Source organism: Streptomyces lasalocidi (assembly GCF_005280215.1).
GTDB classification, from domain to species: domain Bacteria; phylum Actinomycetota; class Actinomycetes; order Streptomycetales; family Streptomycetaceae; genus Streptomyces; species Streptomyces longwoodensis.
The window spans coordinates 223,336-247,040 of record NZ_SZNQ01000003.1; the positions used below are offsets into that span (position 1 = coordinate 223,336).

Annotated in this window: 18 protein-coding genes and 4 pseudogenes; 13 read left to right on the forward strand and 9 right to left on the reverse strand. The window is 65.6% G+C overall.

Annotated elements, in window-relative coordinates:
• Window positions 1–264 precede the first annotated feature (264 nt).
• From E4U91_RS40010 to E4U91_RS36600, 7 genes and pseudogenes are all read left to right on the forward strand, one after another.
• Window positions 265–957, forward strand: a complete 693-nt coding sequence (locus E4U91_RS40010) for a hypothetical protein (protein WP_422070952.1) — start codon at window positions 265–267, stop codon at window positions 955–957.
• A gap of 238 nt (window positions 958–1,195) precedes the next feature.
• Window positions 1,196–1,477: pseudogene (locus E4U91_RS40015) on the forward strand (helicase); the annotation flags it as partial.
• Window positions 1,478–1,865: 388 nt separating this feature from the next.
• On the forward strand, window positions 1,866–1,973 hold the full coding sequence (locus E4U91_RS40020; protein ID WP_422070953.1) for a hypothetical protein: 108 nt from the start codon (window positions 1,866–1,868) through the stop codon (window positions 1,971–1,973).
• 69 nt (window positions 1,974–2,042) lie between these two features.
• On the forward strand, window positions 2,043–2,504 hold the full coding sequence (locus E4U91_RS40025) for a helicase associated domain-containing protein (RefSeq protein ID WP_422070954.1): 462 nt from the start codon (window positions 2,043–2,045) through the stop codon (window positions 2,502–2,504).
• 204 nt (window positions 2,505–2,708) lie between these two features.
• Window positions 2,709–3,062: a VOC family protein gene (locus E4U91_RS36590; protein WP_137311337.1), complete on the forward strand. Its 354-nt coding sequence runs from the start codon at window positions 2,709–2,711 to the stop codon at window positions 3,060–3,062.
• A gap of 263 nt (window positions 3,063–3,325) precedes the next feature.
• Window positions 3,326–3,706, forward strand: a complete 381-nt coding sequence (locus tag E4U91_RS36595; RefSeq protein ID WP_137311338.1) for a hypothetical protein — start codon at window positions 3,326–3,328, stop codon at window positions 3,704–3,706.
• Window positions 3,707–3,717: 11 nt separating this feature from the next.
• Entirely contained in the window at window positions 3,718–4,050 is a 333-nt protein-coding gene (locus tag E4U91_RS36600) for an IS110 family transposase (RefSeq protein WP_137311339.1), read from the forward strand.
• 211 nt (window positions 4,051–4,261) lie between these two features.
• Here the strand turns inward: E4U91_RS36600 and E4U91_RS36605 are convergent, their stop codons facing one another.
• The 3 genes and pseudogenes from E4U91_RS36605 to E4U91_RS36620 all read right to left on the reverse strand — a co-directional run bounded on the left by E4U91_RS36605 (window position 4,262) and on the right by E4U91_RS36620 (window position 7,208).
• On the reverse strand, window positions 4,262–5,140 hold the full coding sequence (locus E4U91_RS36605) for an RCC1 domain-containing protein (protein WP_174867972.1): 879 nt from the start codon (window positions 5,138–5,140) through the stop codon (window positions 4,262–4,264).
• Window positions 5,141–5,559: 419 nt separating this feature from the next.
• Window positions 5,560–6,303 (reverse strand): annotated as a pseudogene (locus E4U91_RS36615) (transposase family protein).
• Between the two features lie 164 nt (window positions 6,304–6,467).
• Entirely contained in the window at window positions 6,468–7,208 is a 741-nt protein-coding gene (locus E4U91_RS36620; protein ID WP_137311341.1) for a hypothetical protein, read from the reverse strand.
• A 330-nt stretch (window positions 7,209–7,538) separates the two neighbouring features.
• Between E4U91_RS36620 and E4U91_RS36625 the strand changes: the two genes are divergently transcribed.
• The 4 genes and pseudogenes from E4U91_RS36625 (at window position 7,539) to E4U91_RS36645 (ending at window position 10,172) form a co-directional block, all read left to right on the forward strand.
• Window positions 7,539–8,288: a transposase family protein gene (locus E4U91_RS36625; RefSeq protein ID WP_137311342.1), complete on the forward strand. Its 750-nt coding sequence runs from the start codon at window positions 7,539–7,541 to the stop codon at window positions 8,286–8,288.
• A gap of 561 nt (window positions 8,289–8,849) precedes the next feature.
• A complete protein-coding gene (locus E4U91_RS36635; RefSeq protein ID WP_358410831.1) occupies window positions 8,850–9,626 on the forward strand; it encodes an SGNH/GDSL hydrolase family protein in 777 nt (258 codons plus the stop codon).
• Between the two features lie 10 nt (window positions 9,627–9,636).
• Window positions 9,637–9,810, forward strand: a pseudogene (locus tag E4U91_RS40030) (hypothetical protein); the annotation flags it as partial.
• Between the two features lie 59 nt (window positions 9,811–9,869).
• Window positions 9,870–10,172: a winged helix-turn-helix domain-containing protein gene (locus E4U91_RS36645; RefSeq protein ID WP_241678965.1), complete on the forward strand. Its 303-nt coding sequence runs from the start codon at window positions 9,870–9,872 to the stop codon at window positions 10,170–10,172.
• Window positions 10,173–10,237: 65 nt separating this feature from the next.
• On the opposite strand, the pseudogene E4U91_RS36650 reads toward E4U91_RS36645, so the two are convergent.
• Window positions 10,238–10,707 (reverse strand): annotated as a pseudogene (locus E4U91_RS36650) (transposase); the annotation flags it as partial.
• Between the two features lie 178 nt (window positions 10,708–10,885).
• Between E4U91_RS36650 and E4U91_RS36655 the strand changes: the two are divergent.
• Window positions 10,886–12,082: a serine/threonine-protein kinase gene (locus E4U91_RS36655; RefSeq protein ID WP_137311345.1), complete on the forward strand. Its 1,197-nt coding sequence runs from the start codon at window positions 10,886–10,888 to the stop codon at window positions 12,080–12,082.
• Between the two features lie 1,311 nt (window positions 12,083–13,393).
• Here E4U91_RS36655 and E4U91_RS36660 read toward each other — a convergent pair.
• The 3 genes from E4U91_RS36660 to E4U91_RS36675 all read right to left on the reverse strand — a co-directional run bounded on the left by E4U91_RS36660 (window position 13,394) and on the right by E4U91_RS36675 (window position 17,313).
• The gene (locus E4U91_RS36660) at window positions 13,394–13,903 is read right to left on the reverse strand and encodes a hypothetical protein (protein WP_137311346.1); all 510 of its coding nucleotides are present in this window, start codon (window positions 13,901–13,903) and stop codon (window positions 13,394–13,396) included.
• Between the two features lie 435 nt (window positions 13,904–14,338).
• The gene (locus tag E4U91_RS36670) at window positions 14,339–15,679 is read right to left on the reverse strand and encodes an SAV_2336 N-terminal domain-related protein (RefSeq protein WP_137311347.1); all 1,341 of its coding nucleotides are present in this window, start codon (window positions 15,677–15,679) and stop codon (window positions 14,339–14,341) included.
• 149 nt (window positions 15,680–15,828) lie between these two features.
• Complete coding sequence (locus E4U91_RS36675) at window positions 15,829–17,313, reverse strand: VMAP-C domain-containing protein (RefSeq protein WP_137311348.1); 1,485 nt, start codon at window positions 17,311–17,313, stop codon at window positions 15,829–15,831.
• A gap of 228 nt (window positions 17,314–17,541) precedes the next feature.
• On the opposite strand from E4U91_RS36675, the gene E4U91_RS36680 reads away from it, so the two are divergent.
• Complete coding sequence (locus tag E4U91_RS36680) at window positions 17,542–17,919, forward strand: hypothetical protein (protein WP_137311349.1); 378 nt, start codon at window positions 17,542–17,544, stop codon at window positions 17,917–17,919.
• A 22-nt stretch (window positions 17,920–17,941) separates the two neighbouring features.
• Here E4U91_RS36680 and E4U91_RS36685 read toward each other — a convergent pair whose 3' ends face one another.
• Window positions 17,942–22,960 (reverse strand): hypothetical protein, encoded by a 5,019-nt coding sequence (locus E4U91_RS36685; RefSeq protein ID WP_137311350.1) that lies wholly within the window; start codon window positions 22,958–22,960, stop codon window positions 17,942–17,944.
• A 253-nt stretch (window positions 22,961–23,213) separates the two neighbouring features.
• Complete coding sequence (locus E4U91_RS36690; protein WP_137311351.1) at window positions 23,214–23,471, reverse strand: hypothetical protein; 258 nt, start codon at window positions 23,469–23,471, stop codon at window positions 23,214–23,216.
• Window positions 23,472–23,705 lie beyond the last annotated feature (234 nt).

Here is a 23,705-nt window from a genome sequence, read left to right on the forward strand (position 1 = left end):
CGGGCGCTCTTAGACGACTGCCGGCGCCATTTCTCATCGGCGCGATCACACAGCCGCGTAGCAGCTGGTGGCTGTCGGCTGCCGCCGGGCTGGCCCCCGGTGGACGGCTGTGGTCACGATGCCAACGCCGACCCCAGCATGCGATGCCGAGGGCCGGGCGTCTGACCAGCACCGTGGCCGGAACGCGGCGGGCCGCACCGGGGCTGGGCGGACGGTTGGCGCGAGTACCGCCACTGCGGCCCGCCGACTCACTACGGTCAGCGCATGACCAGTGAGGGTGCAGTGGTGCATGAGGCGGTCCGTGCGGCGTGGGACTCGTACCGGATCTTAGACAAGCGCACGCCGCAGGAGGAACGGCGGCGGGCGCAGCAGCGAGTCCAGGCTGCGTTGGACACCTACGGCCGCGACGAAGTGTCCCGCGGAGCGGTGTTCCTGGTGGGTGTGCTGACCGCGCACATCATCGGCCAACAGGACGACGGTGAGGAGGACCAACTCGATCCGTTCAGTGATCTGATTCCGGCCGTTGTCTGCAAGCTGCCGGGCTTCGAGCCGGCCGATCCCGCCCAGGTGCCGATGGTTGCTGGTGTCCTCACGGCTGCGGCCATGGGCATGGATACCGTTGTGTGGCGCGACCGGTTCGGGGCGATTTCGCCGGAGGAAGCCCTGGTGCACAACCTTGTGCTCGAGCTGCTCGCCGATCTCTTCGACACCCTGGTCGAGGAGATCGGTGCCACCGACTTGCTTATGCGGGACACGTTCGACTTCATGATGGGCGGGGTGGCGGTGTCCGTGGATGTCAACGAGGCGGCCGCACCGCACGTCGGGCTCGATGGGCAAGGCATGGGCCGACGTCCACAACCAGGGCGTCATCCCCTTACAGCGCCGGCTGTACCTGACGGCCACGCCGCGGATCTGGGAGGCGCGCCTCGACCGCGAGGTCGCCGAAGGGGTGCGTAACCCGCTGCCGCGCGAGGTGGCGGCCTCCATGGACGACGAGAAGGTCTTCAGGTTCGTCCTGTACAAGCTCAGCCTGGCCTCGGCCGTCTCGCGCGGGCTGCTGGCGCGGTACCAGATCATCGTCCTGGAGCTGAAAGACCCGGTCGTCACCCCGGAACGGCTGATGGGCGAGGACCGGCACACTGAGGAAGTCCGCGGGCAGCGCCTCGGGGCGCTGCAGGCCGCGCTCCAGCACACCATGGCGCAGCACAACCTGCAGACCTGCCTCACCTTCCACCACCGCACCATCGAAGCCCGGGCCTACGCGGAAGGCCTCGAGCGGGTCGCGGCAAAGCTGCACGCCAACGAGCCGGAGACCTACCCGGCCCGGATCTGGGCGGACTGGCTGTGCGGGGAGCACGTGCCCGAGCACCGGCGCGAGGTCCTGGGCCGCTTCGGCACCACCGCGCGGCGGGCCGTGCTCTCCAACTGCCGTGTCCTGGGCGAAGGCGTCGACATCCGCTCCGTGGACAGTGTGGCCCTGCTGGACCCCAAGGGCGCGCCGCACGACATCGTCCAGGCCATCGGCCGCGCGCTCCGGCAACAGCCCGGACAGGGCGAACTCACCTCCCTGATCGTGCCGGTGTTCCTCCAGCCCGGGGAGAGGCCGGAGGACATGTTCACCTCGGGGTCGTACCGCCCCTTGGTGAAGGTACTGGCGGGTCTGCGCGCGCACGACGAAGAGGCCGTCGAGCTGCTGGCCATCATCCCGCAGGAGCCCCAGAAGGACACCGCGCAGCCGTCCGTCAGCATCGGCCCGGAGCCCGAGGAAGGCGAGGAAGAATCCCGTCTCCTGCTGCGCTTCGCGGCTCTGCCACACCCGCGTCCCGTACAGGCACAAGGAGGGCGCCTACCCCCTTGGGCAGTGGGTGGCGGAGCAGCGACGGGCGTACGGGGCGGGGCAGATGAGCGGCCAGCGCGCGGCGCGGCTGGAGAAGCTCGGCATGGTCTGGTCGCTGGCGGATGAGCGGTTCTAGGAGAACCTGGAGGCCGCCAGGTCGTACTACGAGCAGCACTGGACGCTGTGTGCGCCCCAGTCGGCGACGATGCTGGACCGGCTGGTGGGGCAATGGCTCAGCAATTTGCGCTGGCCGGGTGCGCTGGAGGGTCATCCGGAGTGGAAGGCCGCGCTGGAGTCCGTGGATGCGGACTGGAACCCGGCGTGGCCGGCGGAGTGGCAGCGGCACTACGCCGCGCTGCGTGAGCTGGTGGCCGAGGAGGAGGGCCAGGCCGGCGCGGTAAGGGTGCTGCCCGGGTTCACGGTGCACGGCATGGACATCGGGAAGTGGCTGGCCCGGCAGCGCAGACCCGAGGTGTGGCAGGCCTTGACCGACGGGCCGTGCCAGCGCAGCAGCAGTTCGGTGCCGCAGCGCGAGCAGGGCCGGGCCGACTGGTCGTCTTCGTCCCGCACGAACTGGAGCCGGGCGAGTTCTTCGTCGGGGACGTTGTCGAGGCTGCCGTCGAGGTTGCCGATGCGGCAGAAGGAGCCGTCGGGGCGTACGACGTAGCGCCAGGTGAACGACATGCATGGCCCCCTTTCGGGGTGGAGCGTTGACGCGAATGGCCACGATCCGCCCGCCCGCCGACCAGAGTCAAGAGAGCTGCACCACAAGAGGAACGAGGCCGACCGCGCTCTTGGATATCCCGAAGGTTGAAGCGGGTGATGGTGTGGTGCCGAGCCCGCCGGATCGCTGTCCTGGCAGGATGACGGCATGGAACATGTGCTTGGAATCGGCGGCTACTTCATGCGTGCCGCCGACCCGATCGCCCTGAACGCTTGGTACCGCGACTGCCTGGGTCTGGTGACTGACGAGCATGGTGTGTGGCGTCAGGCTGCCGGGCCGACAGTGTTCGCGACGTTCGAGTCCCAGACCGGTTACTTCGGGTCCCGATCCCAGCAGAACATGCTCAACTTCCGGGTCCATGACCTGGACGCGATGCTCGCGCAGTTGCGAGCCGTGGGAGCGAAGGTCTCCGAGGACGTTCAGGACATGCAGGGTATCGGCCGGTTCGGTTGGGTTACCGATCCTGAGGGAAACCGGGTCGAGTTGTGGCAGCCTGCCTGACCGGACCGCTTCCTCAACGACGGTGATGCGCGGATGGACGACTGGAATCTGAATGGAACAGATCCGCGTCCATGAGTGCCCCCCCCATGCGCATTGTAGTCGCGCGAGTCGAGTTGTTGCCCCAGGGGCATCGTCTCGCTGTGTGCATGCCTGTGCTCTGATGGGCCTTTTGGCCGGCGGGAGAGTCCGGTCTGCGGATGGCGTGTCGTTGATTCCTGGGTATCACGTCCTGATTCGTGGGGGGTGGTGTGTAGAGTCCGGGCATGGAAACCACTGCTGCCTCACCCCGCGTTCTCGTCATCGGGCTTGATCCGCATCGGGTGCCCGGGCCATGGGATCCGGAGCCGGTGGCCATGGCGATCGAGGCGGGGCTGGCAGGGTTTTCCGAGCATGGCGTGGGCGTTGAGTCTTGCCTGATCGGGCTTGATGGAAGTGACGACGTCGAAGTGGTCGTCAAGGAGGCGCTGGAAACTCATGCGTGGGAGTGCATTGTCGTCGGCGGTGGTCTGCGGCACTCAGACGATCAAGCTGAACTCCTTGAACTTGTAATCAACCTGATCCGGCGGCACGCGCCCGATGCGGCCATTGCGTTCAACAGCGCTCCAGATGCCATCTACGAGGCCGCTGCTCGTTGGATCGAGTGACAGTGCGGAGCTTGAGCGTCCGTCGCAGGGTGGCAAGGAAAATCGACGCTGCGAACCGATCGGCTCGGCCGAAGAAGATCGACAACGGTGAGGCGGCGATCCTGACCGCACTGGGGGATACCCTCGACCTGGCTGACGAGGCCCGCTGGCCGGTGGGCATCTCCGGAACCTCTACCGCTACGGTGCTGGCGTGGCTCGCGGTGCACGGCTGGCAGACCGTCCATGCGCTCAGGCGGACCGTCAACCGCATGTTCGGTGCGTACCGGGGCGAGGCCGAGACCGACCTGGGATGCCTGTGTCATCGTCGAAACACCCCGTCATCGGCGGGACTGTGCCGTGCCTGACGTGCCCACTCGGCTGGCGGCCGACCTCACACTGCTCACGTCGGCTGGAAGGCGCCGCACGTCCTTCCGCACGGCTGCCTCGTTGGGCTGGGCAGGCTGGGCATGACGACGTAGGCCACCGCTCCCCGACCGGCCCAGCGCAAGGACCCTGGGGGGCCCGATGTGCCCGGCATCGGAAATGGAGTTTTCTGTTGTCCGGTGCGAGGGCGGGTCAGTTTGCTTTGGCGTGGCCTGGGGGCCTGGAGAGCTGGACTTTGGCCCAGGCGTCGACCTCGCACTGCCTGTCGGTATTGTTTCCTGTGGCCGTGACTGTGCCGTTGGCGCGCAGGCCAAGGGTGTGCGTTGAACCGGCCGCCACGGCGACGATGTCGCGCCAACCGCTGACTTCGCACTGCCCGTTGCTGTTGTCTCCCGCTGCGAGGACCCGTCCGGACGCAGTAACCCCGACAGTGTGATAGCTGCCGGCATCGAGCGCCACCAGGTCTTCCCACTCATCGACCCCGCACGCTCCGCTCGCCCTGTCGCCAGTCGCTACGGCTCGCCCGTCGGTTCTGAGGCCGACTGTATGGAGGTACCCGGCCGAGATGGCGACCAGGTCACGCCACCCTTCAACGGCACACTGCCCCCGTCGGTTGTTCCCGGCGGCCAGTGCGGAACCGTCCGACCGGACACCGACCGAGTGCCAGTCACCACAGGAAAGGGCGACGACCTCGCGCCAGGACTGCACATCGCATTGTCCTTCTGAACTCCGGCCGGCTGCTAGCACGCGGCCATTGGTGAGTAGCCCGAGCGTGCGGCGCCAGCCTGAGGCGACGGCCGTGATGTTTCGCCATCCGGCGACATCGCATTGCCCATCGCCGTTCCATCCCGTTGCCAGCACCGTACCGTCCGACCGGAGTCCCACCGTATGAGACCTGCCTGTGTTCGTCGCAGTATGGACGTTGCCGGCTGCTACCGCGACGACGTCTTCCCATCGTTCGACGCGACATTCAGCGGCTGCGGAATTGCCCACGGTCAGAACGCTTCCGTCCCAGCACCGGGCGACCGAATGACGCCTTCCGGCCGCCAGCGCCGACAGGTTAGCGAGCATTCCGTCTCCTTGTGCTGACGCGAGTTCGTGCCGTGGGACTCCACCCTACTTTGGCCTGGAACCAGAGTGGTGCCCTTACTGGCTCTGATAAAAGCTGCTGATCACGAGTCTGACGGCCCCTCTGCTCGTAGGTCTGGGCATGAGAAACCGTCAGTCGCGGCGGTGGATCGTGTCGGACGAACTGTGTTCCCTGATCGAGCCGTTGCTGCCGAAGCCACCTGTCCGGGCAAGAACGGCCGCTGGGGGCGGATCTGCGTCCTGCCCGGCGGGCAGGAAACCTCGATGGAGGAACCGCACTGGGCGACAACAGCGAAGGCCGGCCGATCGCGTGCGCTGCCCACCCCGCCCCCGGGCGTTCCCGGTCCTTTGTCATGGGTCCCACTGGTGTGCGTCCCCGCCGAGCCACTCAATGAGCATTTTCAGCGTTGCCTCTCTAGGGTGAGGACGGCGGCGGCGATGACGCTTATGCGGTTGGGGCTGTAGCGGGCTCGACGGAAGATGCGCCAGGACTTCAGTCTCGCCATGCTTCGTTCGACTGGCGCCCGCGCCGCCGACAGGGCCCGGTTAATCATCTGCTGAGTCGCAGTGAGGTCCTGGTGCGGGAGCCGTCTGACCGGCGCGGTCACCCAAGAGCCGGCGCCGATGTAGGCGTGGTCGGCGAGAACGGGAATGCCCTGGCGTTCGCAGATCCGGATGATGCGGTGTCTGCTGGCCGTGGTCAGGTCATGGGTGTGGCCGGGAAGGGCGGGCGAGATCCACAGCAGCCTGTCCGCGGGATCGGCCGCGACCTGGACGTTCACCGACGGCGGTGCTATTGCGAGAAGTCGGCCCAGCTGTCGCCAACCCGGTCGCATTCGGCAAGCGTCCCGTAGAGCAGGATGTGCTCGGGATCGGTCTTCCGCAAGACCCGCAGCAGGCCGGGCGCCCGGCGGGAGAGGCGGCCCACAACGACGCTGACGAAGGCGTGGGCGGTGCCGACGAGACGCCGAAGCCGGCGGCGATTTGCGCGCGCGGGTCATGTCGGCACAGGCAGACCAGGGCGACGAGAACGCGCTGGTGAGGCGGGAGCTTGCAGCGGCGGTCACCCTCATGGGTGATGATGAGCATGGTTACCCACTTGACCAAGCCGTGGGCAGGTCAAGTGCAGCAGGATAGGGAGCCAACGAAACTCCTGAGTCGCCGAGTTGAGACGTCGAACACCTCTCTCAACAGCACAGGAGTCTCGTGCGTTGCGGGGCGCCGTTCCGTCACCCGATCAGTGACCGTTCAAAGAACTCAGTGTAACCGCTGCCGACCGATACAGGTGCCGCTACGAATCAGATGGTCCTCATTGCGTAGCACCTGCGCCAGGAGCATCCTCATAACCGCAGGATTCCGCCCGCTTCAGCGACGGCCTACCTGAGATCCTTCCGATCCGGACCTTCTCATTAGGTTGACGTTCCAGCGACCCAACGTGAGGGGAGTCTGTTATCTCGGTCAGGCGTCCTCCGTATCGCTCCCACGCTGTGCCGTTGCGGTCGGTGAACGCAACAGCCATCTGCATGGCGTCGGTTTCGGGCACCTTCTGGTACTTGCCACCCCACTTCTCCTGGTACTCCAACGCGGTCCAGTTGATCACCATTTCTGAGCAGGGCCCAAGTCCAGACAGCGCTTCTCTGATAAACACCCTGTTTCCGAAACTGGACGTCCCTAAGTCCACTTTGATGTCCCAGAACGCCCAAGCAATCGGGTCTGGTGACCTGTTCATAAGGTGGAGGTACCGCACGCCATCGCCATCGTGATCCATCCAAGTCGCGACGCGCATGGCTTGTTCGCGCTCCTTCCGGTCGGCGTCCTCTCGCGACTGGTCAAGTTGCCCTTTCGAAACCGCCGCTCCGTAGTACGTTGCGATTCCGGTGAGCAGCAGGCTCGCAATCCCCACGGTGATCGTGAAGATGGTTCCCGCCTTACCCCAGTCGATCCGGCTCCACCAACGCCGCGCCTGCTGGCGGGCTCGCACTCGGCGCGGCCCTGGTCGCCGCTGCGCCATCAAGGCCCTTTGCCGCCGCTGCCCCTGCTGGTCCGACATCCTGCCTCCCTCCCGGTGTCAGTCAAGGAGAGTGGCAGAGCAGGAGCATCCGGTCCATGAACTCGATAATGGCAGCGACAGATTCTCCAACCGCACACGGATGCGGCGTCACCAGGCCAAGGCCCCCGCCGGACTGCGACGACCTCGCCGAGACGGCGGTTGTTGAGGGCGGTCAGGACCGAGACCGCGCTGACAAGCAGTCGCCCGTGACCAGTGAGGGTTTCAGAGTGGCCACCGATGGGGTGGCGGCGAGGCGGGCCGCAACGCACGAGGCACCCGTACCGTTGAGGGAGGTGTTCGAGGTCTCAACTCATCAGCGTAGGTGCCTCGTTGGTTCCCTATCCTGCCGCACTCGATCTGCCCCATGCGTTGGTCGAGTGGGTCACCATGCTCATCGTCACCCGCGAGGGTGACCGCCGCTGCAAGCTCCCGCCGCACCAACGTGCGCTCGTCGCCCTGGTGTACCTGCGCAAGCACGACACCCTGGCCCGGATCGCGGCCGGCTTCGGCATCTCGGTGGGTACCGCCCACGCCTACACCACCGCCGTGATCAGCCTTCTCGCTGGTCGGGCGCCGGGCCTGCTCAAGGCCCTGCGCGAGCACGAACCGGAGTACGTCCTGCTCGACGGAACGCTCACCGAGTGCGACCGCGTGGGCGATGGCCGGGCCGACTACTCGCACAAGCACCGCCGCCACGGTGTGAACATGCAGGTCGTGACCGATCCGTCCGGGGACGTGCTATGGATCTCGCCGGCCTTGCCGGGCCGGTTCCACGACCTGACCGCGGCCCGCACGCATCGGATCATCCGGATCTGCGAACGCCAGGGCGTCCCCATCCTGGCCGACCGCGCCTACACGGGCGCCGGACCCTGGGTCACCACCGGGCGCAGACGCCCACCCGGCGGGCAGCTGACCCCGACAGAACGGACGGTCAACCGTGCACTGGCCACGTCCCGAGCGCCCGTCGAACGCGGGATGGCACGAATCAAGTCCTGGGGGATCTTCAGAAGATCGCGATGCAGCCCGAATCGAATGACGTCAATCGCCAAGGCCGTCCTCACCCTGGAGAGGCAGCGCTGAAAACGCTCATTGATTTCGCATGCCCCGTTTGTTCGGTCTCCGGTCGCTACTACCCGCCCGTCGGTCCTGAGGCCGACCGTATGGAGACACCCAGCCGAAATGACGACCAGGTCACGCCACCCTTCAACGGCGCACTGACGTCGCTGGTTGTTCCCCGTGACCAGCGCAAAACCGTCCGACCGGACACCGACCGAGTGCCAGTCACCACAGGAAAGGACAACCATCTCTCGCCAGGACTGCACATCCCACTGCCCTTCTGAACTTCGGCCAACTGCCAGCACGCGGCCACAGCCGTAACGCCTCGCCATCCGGTGACATCACGTTGCCCAGCGCAGCGACGCTCGCAACTCCTCCTCTGACTCTCGTAAGTAGAAAGCGCCATGGCACAGGCCTACGCGAGATGCACACAAAAGCACACCATATAACTCATATTCACCTATGCGTTCAATAAATCCTCCATCGTGTCTCTATGCGGACGTCTCGCGTGCAGCTACGATTTGACATGCACGCGACATGGTGATTTGGCCCAATCATGGAGGCATAGTGAGACCTGCACGCTTGCTGCATGCCACCTTCTCGGCAATCCTGCTGGCTCTCGGTGTCATGTTCGGGGCAAGCCCCGCCTCGGCCGCCACCGGCCCCTACGTCGCACTCGGTGACTCCTACTCGTCCGGCGAGGGAGCCGGCAGCTACACCAGCTCAAGCGGTTCGTGCCATCGCAGCCCGAACGCATACCCCCAGCTATGGGCGCAGGCTAATTCCCCCTCCTCCTTCTCTTTCGTCGCCTGCTCTGGCGCCAGGACCCAGGACGTCATCAGCAACCAGCTAGGCTCGCTCAACAGCGCAACCTCGCTTGTTACGGTCAGCGCCGGCGGCAACGACGCCGGGTTCGCCAGCGTGATGCAGACCTGCGTCCTACAAGGCACTAACGCATGTCTCACCGCCGTAAACAACGCCAAGAGCTTCGCCACGAACCAGCTGCCCGCCCGCCTCGACTCGCTCTACAGCCAGATCCGCAATCGAGCACCCAACTCCCGCGTCGTCGTGCTCGGTTACCCTCATCTGTACAAGATCGACAGCACGTGCTCGTTCGAAATCAGCGACCAGAGCCGGTCCGCGATCAACAGCGCCGCCGACACTATCGACTCGGTCATCGCGGAGCGCGCATCTTCCTACGGATTCGCATTCGGTGATGTACGCGGCATCTTCACCAACCACGAGATCTGCTCGGACGACTGGTGGGTGAACAGTACCCGCATCGCCGTACACGAGAGCTACCACCCCAACGCCAAGGGCCACTCCCAGGGGTACCTGCCCACCCTCTTCGCCAAGGACTGACCCTCCCTGGATGCGGCTTCCCGGACAGCCTTCCGGGCCTGTCGCGATTGGTGCGGTGTCTTTCAAGCCTTCGCCAGTTGTTCCTCCCTTGACGCGGCCGCAGTTGGCCGAGGCCCGGCGTGTGCGGGCAGCCGAGCTGTTCGGTCAGAGGCGTTCGGGTGTCGAGATCACGCGAATGTTGGGCGTCAGCGAAGAGAGTGTGCGGCGGTGGAGACGGGTCTGGGAGGAAGGCGGCGCCGACGGTTGCGTCGGCGTCCAGCCAGTGGTCGTCCGCCCAAGCTGGATGATGCCCAGGTCGAGCGGGTGCGGGCCGCGCTGGAGCAGGGCGCCCAGACCCATGGTTTCGAGGCTGATCTGTGGACGCTGGAGCGGGTCGGTCTGGTCGTCGAGCAGGTGACGGGAGTGACCTTGTCGCGGGCGTCGGTGTGGCGGTTGCTGACCGGCCGGCTCGGATGGAGTCCGCAGCGTCGGGCGGTGGAGCGGGACGAGTCGGAGATCGCCCACTGGATCGCGCACGAGTGGCCGCGGATCAAAAAGGGGCGCTGAACACACGTGCCTGGATCGTTTTCCTCGACGAACCAGGAGTGTCGTTGCTGCCGCAGGTCCGCCGCAGGCTGCAGGCCAAGGCTGTTGTGCATGTTCGCACCGGAGATACCCAGCGACAGCGGCACGCCGTTCCGGTCGGTGATGAGGTGGATTTTCGTTCCGCTCTTGCCACGGCCGGTCGGATTCGGTCCGGTCAGGTGCCCTCTTTTGCCGCCCGGACGCCAACCGAATCGATCGCGCACCGCGACCAGTCCAGCTCGCCCCGCGCACCAAGTTTGTCGAGAACGACCCGGTGGAGCCTGGCTCCCCCGGCGCAGCGCCGGTAGACGGTGGGCCAGGCCGGCCCGAACACCGGCGGCAACTGCCGCCAGGTGCAGCCCGAGGTGGCCAGGAAGATGATCGCTGCGAGGCATTCGCGGTCACCGGCCCTCCGTTTGCCGCCGCCCTGCCGACGTACGACCTCCGTCGGCGGGACCACCCGCCGGAACGCCGTCCACAACTCGTCTGGCACCAACCGCTCAACCAGATCCGTCATGCACTGCTCAACGAACGATCACGCCATCAGAAGCGGCGTTAGGCCGGACATGTACACGTACTACGTAACAGGTTGGCAACTAGCAGGATTGCCCTCTATCTCAGCTCTTCTGATGGGTAGCCATGATGTGAGCGATCTGCGGTGGGGGCCGTAAGACGCTTCGACCCGGGGGGGCCGCATGATTCTGTCGGGCTACAGCATCAGCAACCACAAGATCGGCCAGGGAGGGTTCGGCGAGGTACGCCTGGGCGTTCATCTGCGCACGGGCGAGAGGGTGGCAGTCAAACTCCTCCTCAGCCGCTGGAAGGAGCACCGGCACCACGCCGTGCACGAGGCGCGTTTCGCCCGTGAGGGGAACATCCTCGGAAAACTCATGGCCGACCCCAACATCGTGAGCGTGCTGGATGACGGCGTCATCGCCGTGAACGACGGTTTCGTGCCGGTGCTGATCATGGAGCTATGCAAGGGCAGCAGCCTCGATCATGTGCGCAAGACCCGCACGCCCTTGCCCTGGACGATCGTCGCTGACATCGGCCGGCAGATCTCGTCCGCGCTGGTCCGCGCGCACACCGCCGGGATCGTGCACCGCGACATCAAGCCGCCCAACGTCATGTACGACCAGTCCAGCGGCCTGGTCACATTGCTGGATTTCGGCATTGCACGCTTCATGGAGGCTGCCACCGTCCTGACCCACCCGCCGACCGTCGTCACGACGACCAGCATGGTTCCGCCGCTCTCACCTTACTACGCGTCACCGGAGCAACTACGTCACGCCAACGACCTTGACGGACGCAGCGACCTCTTCTCCGTCGGCGCAGTGCTGTTCGAACTGCTGACGGCACAGCTGCCATACACCGGTCCCTGGCGGGACGAATTGCCGGCCTTTCCCGACGGCGACAGCACGCCGGAAGCGCTGTGCGCCCTGGTGCACCAGCTGTTGACCGTCGATCTCGATGAGCGCCCGCAGAGCGCCCACGAGGTATATCGACGGCTCACGGACATCCGTGTCGGAGGTGCCGAACCTCGTATGCCGCAGGGCCTGCACCACTGTCCGCCCGCAGTCGAACTCCAGGCGGAGCTCGCCGAGATGATAGGTGTGGTCGAGTTCAAGGAGGGGCCAATGCACAAAGAATGCCTTGACCTGCGACACTGCCACGCAAAGGCGGCCGAGCGGGCAAGCGACCCCCGGGCGGCCAAGCTCGCGGAATTGGTGAGGCGAGACCGCGAACGCGTCCGCGCAGGCACGCGCCACCGCACCCTTCGGCAGGGTCCGCACCCAGGAGAGGAGCAGCGAGTGCCTGAGGGGCGGAGCCGCCCCATACCGACACCTGACGAGAGCGAGTTCTACCGACTGATCCCCCCGCCAATGGTCTAGCCCTCCAGCAGGATTACGCTGCCTGACCTGATCATTTCGTCAATTGGCGGGAGTGAGCCTTCATTCGTGCGGGGGTGGTCTCACGAAGACCACCCCTCGATCGGGCGAGACGCCGAAGGTAGTAACAGCGGCAAGGCAGCCTCCGAGGGTGATCACCGTGTCTGCCGCCGCACAGAGGGACCTCGAACGGCTGGACAGTGGCAGCGCTCTCATGCTCGGCATGGCCCACCGGCAGGTCCTCTGCGGCACGTTGCTGCCGGGCAATAGGCCCGGCAAAAGGGAGCAGGCCCACCTGCTCCTGGCGTTGCATACGGCCCAACCCCACGGCGGGCCGCAACCCAGGCCTCCTCGCCCGGCAGTCCGCGGGTGCTCGTCAGCCGACTGAAAGGCCTCCGCTCCGGCCGGAGGGCGTGCCTGGGGTGCGGGCCTGAGGTCTCACATCTGGCGCGTGACGCCGCTCAAGATGACGGGTGGATGGTCAGCGTCGGGTTCCGACAGCTGGTGATGACGCCGCCTTTGCCACCCGAGGAGTGACAGCGCCGCCCCGCCGTCGTTGGACAACACACGCCGGCCCTGGGGGATGCCTCCCTTCCCGAGGCTCTTGGTCGGACCGGATGCGGGGCTGATTTCCCAGGCTCATGGCGGGTGAGTGAGCCGGCGGTTTGTGCGTCGTTCATGTGCTGCGTGGAGCAGGCGGGCGGCGGTCGGTGCGGCGAGCGGCGCTTTGGTAACGGTGTGTCATTGCCGGTAGGGGCGCGTGCGGAAGTGGTGGGGGCGTGTTTTTCCGCGCTGTGCGCTCCCTGTGACCGTCCGGCTTGCCCGCCGGGCCCGCTGGCGCTCGACCTTCTCCTCCTGTGCCCTCGCGTCGGCGCCGTACCTTCTGGTGCTCCCTGGCGAGGAACGCAGCGATCGCCGCCGCACGGGCCTCGCGGCACGGATTGCAGAGCCGGTCCGCAGGGACGGCCCCGGGAACGCGTGGCCGCAGTCCTGGCGCCAGCAGCCGCTGCGCCCCTGCCTCCGCCAGCGGGTGCCATACCGGCAAGGCGGTCCGCGCAGCGCTGTTCCTTGCACTGCGTGCACGCTCGGCAGCTCTCGCCCATGTCGATCAGTGTGCCGCCTTCGCACCCGAGGTTGGAGCAGTGCCACGTCGGAGCGATCAGCTTCAGGGCTTCGCCCACTGCCAAGCGCAGCTCGCCGTTGTGGACCGCCAGCTTATAGCCGTAGGCCGCCCATCGTGCGCCCCTGCTCGAACGCGGTCTACTCCTCGCGCCGGTGTGTATTTGGGGCCTGGCGGCGCCGGAAGGCGCTGGGTCATCGTGTGCGGTCGTGGCTGTCCACCGGTCGGGGGGCGGCCCAGCCGTGCTGCACGCCATAGGGCTCGCGGTCGTCAGTCCTGTTCACTGCGGGGGTGTCGAAGCCCTGGGTGAGGACCAGGCTGCGCAGGGTGCTGTACCCGAGCAGGACAGTGCCGGCCGCCGTGACGAACAGGCCGAACAGGTCGTCGTACCCGCGACCGTCCCCGGTGCGCACCACCTGCACGAGCCCCCACGCGCTCAACGCGGCCAGCAACGCCCACACCGGCCACAGCAGCCGATGCATACGACGGCGCCGCCGCACGTCGGCCGCGGATCGCAGTACGACCCGCACGCGGGCGCCGCAGTGCTCGCAGTGCTCACTGCGTTCGTTCGCCCGGTCGGCGAACCGGTCCAAGCTCCTCGCCTCCGCACCGACCAGCGTCGCCGTCTGGGTGTTGTCCCCGACGTGCCGCGTGACGTGGGTGTGCGTGATGCTGTACCGGAATCTGTCCGAAATCTCGCTCACCACGGCGCCTCCCCTGCACTGAATTCCAATTAAGTCCCTACCCCTCCCAGACCGTTGACATCCGCGAGCGCCGAGTGACGAGGCGGAGGCGGTAGGCGCGGGGTCGGGTGAGCCCGCGATCCAGGGCTGGCAGTGACCCGGTCACTGCACTGTCCACCGCTCGCAGGCTCACACGCAGCTCCAGCAGAACGGGCCCGGTGGCGTACTTGCGGGCGTTAGTGACCAGCTCGCTCACCACCAGCTGCGTGGGATCCCTCACGCGGGCGGAGACCGGCACTTGATGGTCGGAGCGCGCCTGGTCGAGAGACTGGTGCGGGCCCGTTGTAGTACACAGGCAGGGACCGCAGCTCATCGTCATCATCGGCGGCGGTAACGTACGCGTCCTCGGTCTTTCGGCGAGCTGGTCGCTACGCCGGGTGGGCCAGCGGGAGATCGTCACGAGACACTGTGGGTGAGCTTCTTGAACCGCTCGATATTTTCGCTCATCCGATGGACGGCATCTGCGCGTGCCCGTGGGATGCGCGCCTGAAAGATGTCTCGTTCAACTTCGAGGTACGGCAGGTTCTCTTCGGTGATGTTCACGATGTCGGGCGGTGAGAGTTGCCGAATGCGTTCCGCGAGTCCCTCGACAGCAGGGACTACTGCTGCCAGATGCTTGTCTATAATTTGGGCTACCTCAAAGCAGTCTTTTTGGCCGTCACGTTGACGAGCTAGAAGCTGTTTTCGGACGCCTGGCAGGAAGTCGAATACGATCTGATCATAAGGTGCGCTGCCTGGGTCCTTCGTTCCGATGACTTGGATCAGGCCGCTACTTAGGATTTCGGCCAGGTGCTCCGGTCCGGTATGAGGCATCAGGTGGGTGGCGACAAGTTGCATGATGTGCCGGTTGAGCGGTGCAGCGGACAGAAGAACGGTCAGATTTGCAGTGTCGCTGACGGACTTCTTCAAAAACTCCACGACCAGGTCTTCTGCGCCGAGGGGGTCTGATTCCCGCCGGGCTTGAGGAATGCGCGGAGTAGTGGCTGTGAGCTCTGTACTCGACGCCGTACTTAAGGTGTCCGGCTCGTCGGGGCTGGGAGTAGCGGGGAACACCACGGCTTGCTGACTCACCCACTTGCTGGAGTTGAGCAGTCGGCACCACTGTTCGATCCAGCGTTTGCTCATCTCCATGACCGGAACGACGACAAAACTATCAGGCAGCGGTTCGGCGGGCACCAAGAATTCGAAGTCCGGTACTTGGGTCTCGAAGGTGGTGTTCGGTCCCCCCAGTTCGGCGGAGCGCAGGTTGAGGGGCCGAGTTTTGAGGGCTGATCGGCCCCAATGGGGATGTGGCTGCACGTGAAGGATGGCCAGGGGGTGCGTACGGGACCAGCCAGCAAGGTGCCGTTTGAGAGTCTGACCCTGCCAGGCCGGGCCCACTGCATCCGTAATGACAAGGACGATCTTCTTTCGTTCTGGGTCTCCGAGGCCGGCACGCCCTACCTCGACGGAGTCGAAGACAGACCGATTCGGATCGAAGCCCTGGCTGTGAAGACTGACCACTGGGACGTCGGCGAAGTGGCCAAGTTTGTAAGCACTTTCGACGAAAGCGTTGATACTTTCGTACCAGGCCGCCATGGAGGCGCCCGTGTCAACGATGAGGACCAGGTCCCATGCCGGCGGCTTTACCGGCGGGTGCGGCTTGGCGCCGGGGACGTTCGCAGCCGTGGGTGAGTTGATCCGGGGCGTCGGATCCAGCGCCTCCAGAGCCCGCAGGGCGCTGGCTGCTGCCGGCACGGCAGGCACTGGTACCGGCTGGGGCCAGTCGTCCGGAGGCTGGGAAAACAGCTGTGGTGGAGGGAACGGCCTTGGCGGCAGATGGAACAGTTGGGTGCGGTTGTCCTGCGGTGTGCTAGTGATGAGCCAGTTGCTGGTAGGTGGTGCGGTCACAGTGACCTGGCCTCGCTGGGAGCAACGAGATCGTGCAGGGTAGGGAGCGTGTGATGCGGGTCGTCCCACAGGAGCGTGATGTCGTTGAAGGCGTCGTCCGAGGAGGCTGAGGGACGGTGTTCGGCGCGCAGTGCGCTGATGCGGTCTGGCAGTTCGTGCAGGGGACCTGCCCCGATGAGCTGCAGGGCAGCGTTATGGAAGGCGGGCGAGCAGTTCTGACGGTGCCACAGGATGGCTGGGGCTCCGCTGCGAAGCGCTGCCAGGAACTGGCTGCGCCCTTTCCCGTCGTTGGGTGGGCTTTCCAAGATGACGGGGTCCTGCTCGGGCTCTCGTGGCGCGGGGTCGCGTTCGCTCAAGATTGAGCGTGCAAGGGTGCGCTGGCCGATGGGGTGAGCCGCCTCCTTGTCTGAGGTGCCTTCCATAAGGCTTTCCCAGCGGGCGCGCCAGGCCGATTGGATGGTGGGGATCTGCAGGCGGTCAAGGCTGCGGATCAGCACTTTGCGGGCCGGGCCGAGGATGTCCCGGCACCATTCCCAGATAGGCTCGTTGATCAGCGACAAGGGAAGCCAGAACTCGATGGACAGGTTGTCCGTGGTGGTGCCTTTTGTTTCCTGCGTCCACTGACGCAGTCGCTGGGCAACGGTTCGGGCGAGCTCACTGTGGCTGACAGCTTGGGTGTCTTCGTCTCGCAGTACCGGTGTGGCTTGGGCGCCGTAGCGGTGCCACATGCGCAGGGTGTAGTAGTCCTTCTGTAGCCCGTCGGGCAGCAGGACGAACATGATCCGCGCCGGGGTGAGTTCTGGCAGCTGGAAGCTTACTGCGTCTGCACGGCAGGCCCAGAGCTCTTCGGTGACGTCCCAGTGTGCGGCGAGTTCGTCCGCCCAGGCTTGTAATGCGTTTCTGTGGCGCTCTCTTGCTGCTGCGAGGTGTTCCACGAAGGCCAGTAGGGGCGGCAGGCCGCTGGGGAGCATGTTCCGTCGCAGCAGGTGTAGGGCGGTTGGCCAGGTTTGGGTGCAGTGCCGCGGCAGGTCGGCGGACAGGGCTGGCAGGCATGCCTGGGCGGTAAGCGCGGCTTGGCGGCTGGGAACGTCCGCGATGAGGTCGCGCAGTTGGTCGAGTTGGGAGTCCGAGAGCAGGGTGCGGGCCGTAAGCCAGTCAGCGGCTGCGCGTAACGGGAGGGAGAGGTCCGGATCACCGGTCGCGTGGTCGAGGGCATCGGCGAGGGCTTCGGTTGCTTCCGCCTGAGTGCTGCAGGCCTCGATGAGCTCTTGAATGCGGGTGCCCGCTGTGGCGCTGGGGTTGATCTGTGCCAGGCTGGCCCTGTGATGCCGGGCCATGCGCGCAGCCAGGGCACGCCAGCCGGTCTCGCTGGTCAGGAGTGGGTTGTTGGCGAGCTGTCGAGCTATGGCGTGCTGAAGGTCGTCGACCGTTCGGCCGATTGCGCCGGCCGCTGGGAGCGGTGTGGCTGCGGAATCCGTCATAGCTGGTCACTCCTGCGATGCCGGTGGCGTGATGGATGCGTCGTCGGTTGACCGGTGCGGGGTGCCGTGCCGGTCCATGGTGTGGGATGGCAGTGGGGCCCGGCTAGAGCGCACGGGCGCATTCAAGGTGATTCTCCGTAATTCGCCGTACGCGGTACGTGTTGCAGGGAGAATGGACGCCCTATGGAAATGAGTGGGTGGGCAGCTTGGGCCGCGGCGGTGACGAGCTTGGCGACACTGATCATCACGACGGTGATCGGTGGCAGACGCGAGCGGCACCGATGGGCGCGGGATGCCCTGACTGATGCCTTTGTCGCGTTTCTCGAAGCGAGTTGGCGTCATTCCGACAAGGCTGCTCAGGCGGCCAGTGCTGGTGCAGACGCCGAGCAGTTGCTGGCCGAGTACAGGGAGATGCGCAGTCAGCTGACCAGGATGCGGCTGCTTGCCACAGACGGTGTGGTGGACGCCGGGCAGTCCCTGCTGCGTCAGCAGCGGCAGGTGCACGACGTCCCCGCCGGACCTGACCGGGACGCTGCGCTGGCGGCCGCGTCGTCTGCTCGGCGCGGGGTGATAGCAGCAGCCAAGAAGGAGATGGGGCTGCTGTGAGACGGGCAGCACTCGAGTGAACTTAGCGGACATAGCGCCTCAGCCGTGTCTCGGCACTATCGCGGATGTGAACGAGTGCCGCCCGTGTGGGTGACGGGACGCCTGGGTGCTGCAGTCTCTCGCTAATCCAGCGGGCCACGCCCACGAGGTGGTTCTTCTCATTCGTGTGCGGTGAGCACGGGCCGGGCACCCAGTGCATGACGATGTTCCTGGCGGCGTGATGCATGACCGGGTCTTCGGGCTCGAGGGATTCGAGGATTTCCATCCAATCACCGAGGAAGCCCATGCCCACCAGGCGCGCTCGTTTAAGGCTGGGCTCGGCTCCATCCAGAGTAGCGATCATGCGTGTCAGCTCTTTGTACGCTGTGAACGCCACGTGGCCGGCGGAGGAATGTTCCTTGGCCGCCAGGAGGCTGAGGTAACCGATAGCCGCGACTGCGTGTGCCGCCGGCACAATGGACACCACACCGTGCAGCGGATGTGAGTGCAGGACGATGTTGCTCGGCGCCTGGTTGGCCGGCTGCTGTGCAGCCTCTCGCACGAAACTCAGTGTCCGATGCAGCCCTGTGCTGGCCGCCATCATGATGAAGCGGTGAGCGTCCAGGCTGGTCACATCGGCAGGCTGTAACTGCTCGAGCCGGTCGCGGCGATCGTCACTGAGGGGGACGGGGTCAAAGGGCGGCGCGTCGAGCAGGACGTCGGTGGTGCTCAGCAGCTTGAGGATTTCGCTGTCGTTCAGATGCGGCACGAAAAGCTCGATCTCTGAACGGTCCGGGACGCTATCGCGCCATGCGGTGGCCCAGGGCCAGCACAAGCTCGGCTCAAGACCCGGTTTGCGGGTGGCTTCGTCGATGAGAAGCGCGGCTTTCGGTCGCGCTTCCAGGTCGTGATTGCTCACGGCGCCCACAAGCGCGGACAGTGGCTCGAGGTAGCCCTCATCCAGTCGCCTTGCGTAGGAGACCACAATGCTATCTACGGCCGACATCTCGTCGCCGTTCAGTGTGTGCACGAACCCGGCGAGAGCCAACAGTCGTGCGGGTGATGCGGTGGCAGCCAGTTGTTGCATCTGCGTCACGGGCAGGTTTTGCCCCTGGTGGAGCAGCATGTGGCAGGCCAGCAGTACCGTGGAGTCGTCCTCCGCGTCCAGCAGGTGCAGCCAGTCGCTGGCGGCGGCCTCGGGATGCAACAGGCGCGCCAAACTGTCACCAGGGCCGCGTTGTTGGGCTGCGGTGGTCAGCATCTGGTGCCAGCTGGCGTCGTCCGCCAGTCCGGTACGGAAGCGGTACCCCAGCAGGGCCGGCAGGTCCCCTTCGTCAGCCAGAACGGTGAGGATCTCTCGCTGCTCCAGATGCAACTGGTGCACGGAAGTGGCGTCAGCACTGCCCGTGAGTTCTTCCATGGTCTGCGGCAGTCTGCGCTCACAGGCTTCGACATATGTTCGGCGCAGCGCTGCGCTAGGTCGGATCTCCATCTTGACCAGTGCCTTCCAGGCCTGGCGCATGATCGGCCATGGCGTGTCTGCGCGGATTCGGTCCCACACGTATCCGACAAGCCGGTGCAGTCGCGTAGTAGCGATGGAGCGGACCGCTCGTACGGTCAGATCCTCATCCAACTCATCGGGCTGGGAATCAAGCAAAGAGGTGAGCACGTCGGCGAGGACCTGATCGGCTTCCGGTACGAACCACTGGTGCATCATCACCAGGCCGTCCAGAGCTTCAGCTGCTCCAGCCGCCTGGCAGCCGCGCATAGCGGTCGCTTTCAGCGCCTGCAGAGCATGCGGGGTACCGTACTTCGCCAAGCCAAGGGCAGCCTGCCGCCATGCTGGCTGCCCGCTGTCGGCGGCCTCCATCTGTGTGGTGAGGGTGGCCAGCAACCGCTCTCGCAGGTCACTGAATCTGTTGGGCGGAGCGGCCTGCAGGAGCCATGCACCGTAGACAAGGTTGGCCTCCAGTGCGGTCTGCAGGATGTTTCTGACGGTGTGCTCTGGCGTCTGCGGATTCGCCACGAGCAGCTGTGCCGCTTCACGCCAGTGGAACTGCAGGATGCGGTCGGCGACCTTGTCCGCGTCTTCGTCCAACGCCAGGAGGGTTGCAGCGAAGTAGGCGTGGATGATCGGGTTGGCGAACGTGACCCATCGACGGGACGGGTCGGTGACGATCGCGGTGGTGCGCAGCAGCGCTTCCAGCGTCTCTCTAGCGTTGGGGGGTTTCAGCCGCTCGAGTGATTTGACCGCGTCGTCGTAGCGGATGGCCGCGCCCAGCTCGTCCATGTCACCGGCCAGATGGGCCATGAGCTTCATTCGGCGCTCGATCTCGGTGTCGTCCGCACCCTTGATCAGTCCCCTGGTGTACTCCTCCACGAGCTTGCCCGGGTTAGTCGTACTGAAAGTGTGTTCTTTCAGGTAGTGGTCGACCATAATGCTCAAGAACAACGGCTTGGTGGCGAGGTCGCGCAGGCCACCGGCTTCCGCTTCTGTGAAGATCGCTTGGTAGAGCACCTTCACCCGTGAGCGCCAGCTGCTTTGGTCTTTCTCCCGCAGCCGGTCTTCGATGTATTCACGTGCTTGATGGGCCCTTACCTTGTGCAAGGCAACGGCTGGCCACCGGAGCACATCGGGCTGGTAGTCCCCAGCGCGCTGACAAAGTGTGATTCGCGCGGCCGGGTGTTCATCGCTGCACCGCTTGATCCATGCCAAAACATACGGCTTCTCACTGGGGTCGACCTTATGCAGATCGTCCACAACCAGCAGTACCGCCCCAAGACGGAGCATCAAGGCCACCACGGGCTCCGCGATGTCGTCGAGGTCGGCACAGTTGCGCACCAGTTGCTCAGCTCTTGGCCCCGTGAGCGATTCCGAGACGCCTTGGGCAGTCTGGGCGGGGGGAGTGCGCCCGGTTCTGAGATACTCGCTGATTCGCAAGGCACTCAACTCAACGGGCCAGCACGGCGGCAGATCGTCCTCGGTCTGGTGTTGTGGTTCGACGCCGCCTCGCAGCAGGCGGGCCTGAAGTTCCCGGAGGGTTGCCGTCTTGCCAGCACCGCAATCGGCCACCACGACGCACCGCTGTGTGGCCCACAGCAGTTCCAGGGCCGTGCTGGGTCCCATGGCGAGGGCGCCCTCACCCTGCTGTACGAGCGGCTCACCCGGACGCAGAACGCGTCCGGTCAGCGTGATGAAAGGAGCCATCGGTGGACGCTCATCACGCTGCTTGCTCAGGTGTTGCTGCAAAGGGCCCCGGAGAACAACCTGCACCAAGTGCGAGTCGGCCGGCGTCCTTCTTGCTCCTGCCGTCCAGCTCACTTCGCGGGCGCTGATCAGCAAGTCGACGGCGCCGGGCCGGTGGGCCTGCCCGCAATCCACGAGCGCTTGGATGAATGTGGTGATCTGGCCGGGTTCCCACGCCTCGAACAGGAACGAGGGCCTCTCCTCGAGTGCTTCGGCAGCCACGCCGGCCGTCGCAGCGCAAACGGCAACTCGGTGCGGGGTTTGCTCCCCCTCCGCGAACTTCAACGGTCGCAGCGCCGCGAGCGTGAGGTGCTCGAACAAATGACGCTGCGCATCTTGCGGTGAGCAGTGCATGCCTTCCGCAGCCAGGGCTGCACGCCTGATCTCCCACAGCAGGGCCAGACACCGGCCGAGGCGGGGTTGGCAGGTGTCGACCACTGCGCCGATGATCTTGTCCAGGCATTCACTGTCGATGAAGACGACCAACTTGCTCAAAACTGCAAGCTGCCGCTGGAGACGGACCAGGTCACCCCAGGTCATGTCGGCGCCCTCGAGCTCCCGCAAGGAGCAGACTTCAAGCCAAGCATAGTCTGTCAGCGTCTGGCCGGCCGGAAGCGCTGACGCAAAGTCGATCAGGTAAGTGCGGCCGTCCCGCACCAGTACATTGCGCGGGTTGAGGTCTCCATGCACCGGGCTGACAACGCGCGTCTCCTTGCCTGCGCGCAGAACGCTGTACAGACTGCGCAACGGATGAGCCACGGACACATTGCCGCACGCCAGCTGATGCTCGCTCTCCTGAACATCCCCCCATTCGGCGAGCGCAGTGTTTAACAACCGGGAACGAAGTTCGGCACGCGTGTGGACGACGTTCGCGCTGACCTGGAGCTGGTCGCTGCCACTCAGTTCGGCCTTTAGGTCTCTTTTGAGCGCGTTACCTCGCGCTACGGCTTCCACACGGGCTCCACCGACACAGCCGGTGACCTTGTCCTGGTGAAGCGTGGGCTCGTCGATGGCCAGCGTGACCCGGCGTCCGGCGGTCATTGTGCGCCCCGCGCCAGGCGGCGAGCAGGCATTGAGAAGCACTTCGTCGCTGTGGCACCGTTCAGCTTCAACTTCGTCACGGCTGGGCGCGGAGATTCCGAGGTCCAAATGCACATCATCTTCGTGCGGTTTCACCCGCTCGAATTGCAGATGCAGGTCAGTTCCCAGCGTTCGGTTGAAGGAGGCCAGGGAGACACTGTCGCTCTGCAACGGACGGTGAAACTGGTCCGCTAAGTCCTGCATGACTTGCCGCAGTGAGGTACACGCAGACTCCATGTGCGCCTCATCGGCGACACCGTGCGCGATGACCTCCTCCAAAGCCTGGGTCTTACCGCGGCTTCCGTGCCGGTCGTCCAAGTGCTGGTAGACGACCGCCTGACGGCCCTGACGGTGAGGGGCAGTCTCGCTGCTTTCCAGCACTCCCCTGCTGGCTGCAACTATGCTCAGATGCATCGCGAAGCGTCCCGGCTTGGCCACCGAAGCAGCGGCCCGATACTCCTTGATCGCTTCCGCATAACTGGACAATTTGGCCACCTGCAGATGACTGTCGCCGTCACTAAGCAGCAGCTGGAGCTCGACAACTTCCGAACCGCTCCGCCCGCCGGCGAGGCGGCGCAGCACGCTGACTTCCCGCAGGTTGTCCGGCCAGTGTCCAGGGCTGGACGGATCGCCGGAGCACGGAATGGTCCGCAGAACATCCCGGATCTCCCCCTGGTCTGACGATTCGATACCGCACTCTAGATCGAATTCGACATCCCAGTCCGGTAAATACACACGCTCCCCCTAACCGACGGGCAAGACACGCCGCGTGTCGGCTACATCACATGCGGTGAGTGTAGCGGGTGCGCCGCACACACCTGCCCGTCATACAACAAATCTCCCACTCGTCATATCCCTTAGATGACCCTGCGCCGCCGCGCTCGTACCGTCTACAAGTGCCTCAACGGCCAGACCGGCAGGCGTCCGTTCCGGCCGGCACCAGCACTGTCCCCCGCTCCAGAGCAACCGGGACAAGGCCTACAAGGCCCTACCGGCGACGGCGCACCTCACGCAGGTAAACCTCCACCAGCTCCTGCCCCACACCACAGCGCACCCGCCTGCACTCACCACAGCCCTCGATATGAGCCACGTACGCGGCATAGGCGTCCACCGCCGCGTCCAGGCCTTCCGCCTCCCTCGCATCGCTCTCTGCGCTCCAGCCCGGCCCGAACGGGCCCTCCTGCCCCGCCATGCCGACCCCCACCGCAGGGGGCAGCTCCTTCAACAAATGCGGCCCGTAGAACATCACCGCTCACTCCCCCCGCCACCCGCACGGGACGCTGTGTCCTGATGACTGTGTTACGCGGTGTACGCCGCGCAGGCACATTTCGGCAACCCATGCCGGTGCGCCGCAGTACCGCCTCGACCCGCAGGCGGGCACTGCGGTCCCACCGGCCCCGGCACCCGCCGCCTTCGCAGCAGGTCGGCTGCCTACAGCACACCCGGGGCGCACGAACTGCCAGCACCAAGACGCTGGCCG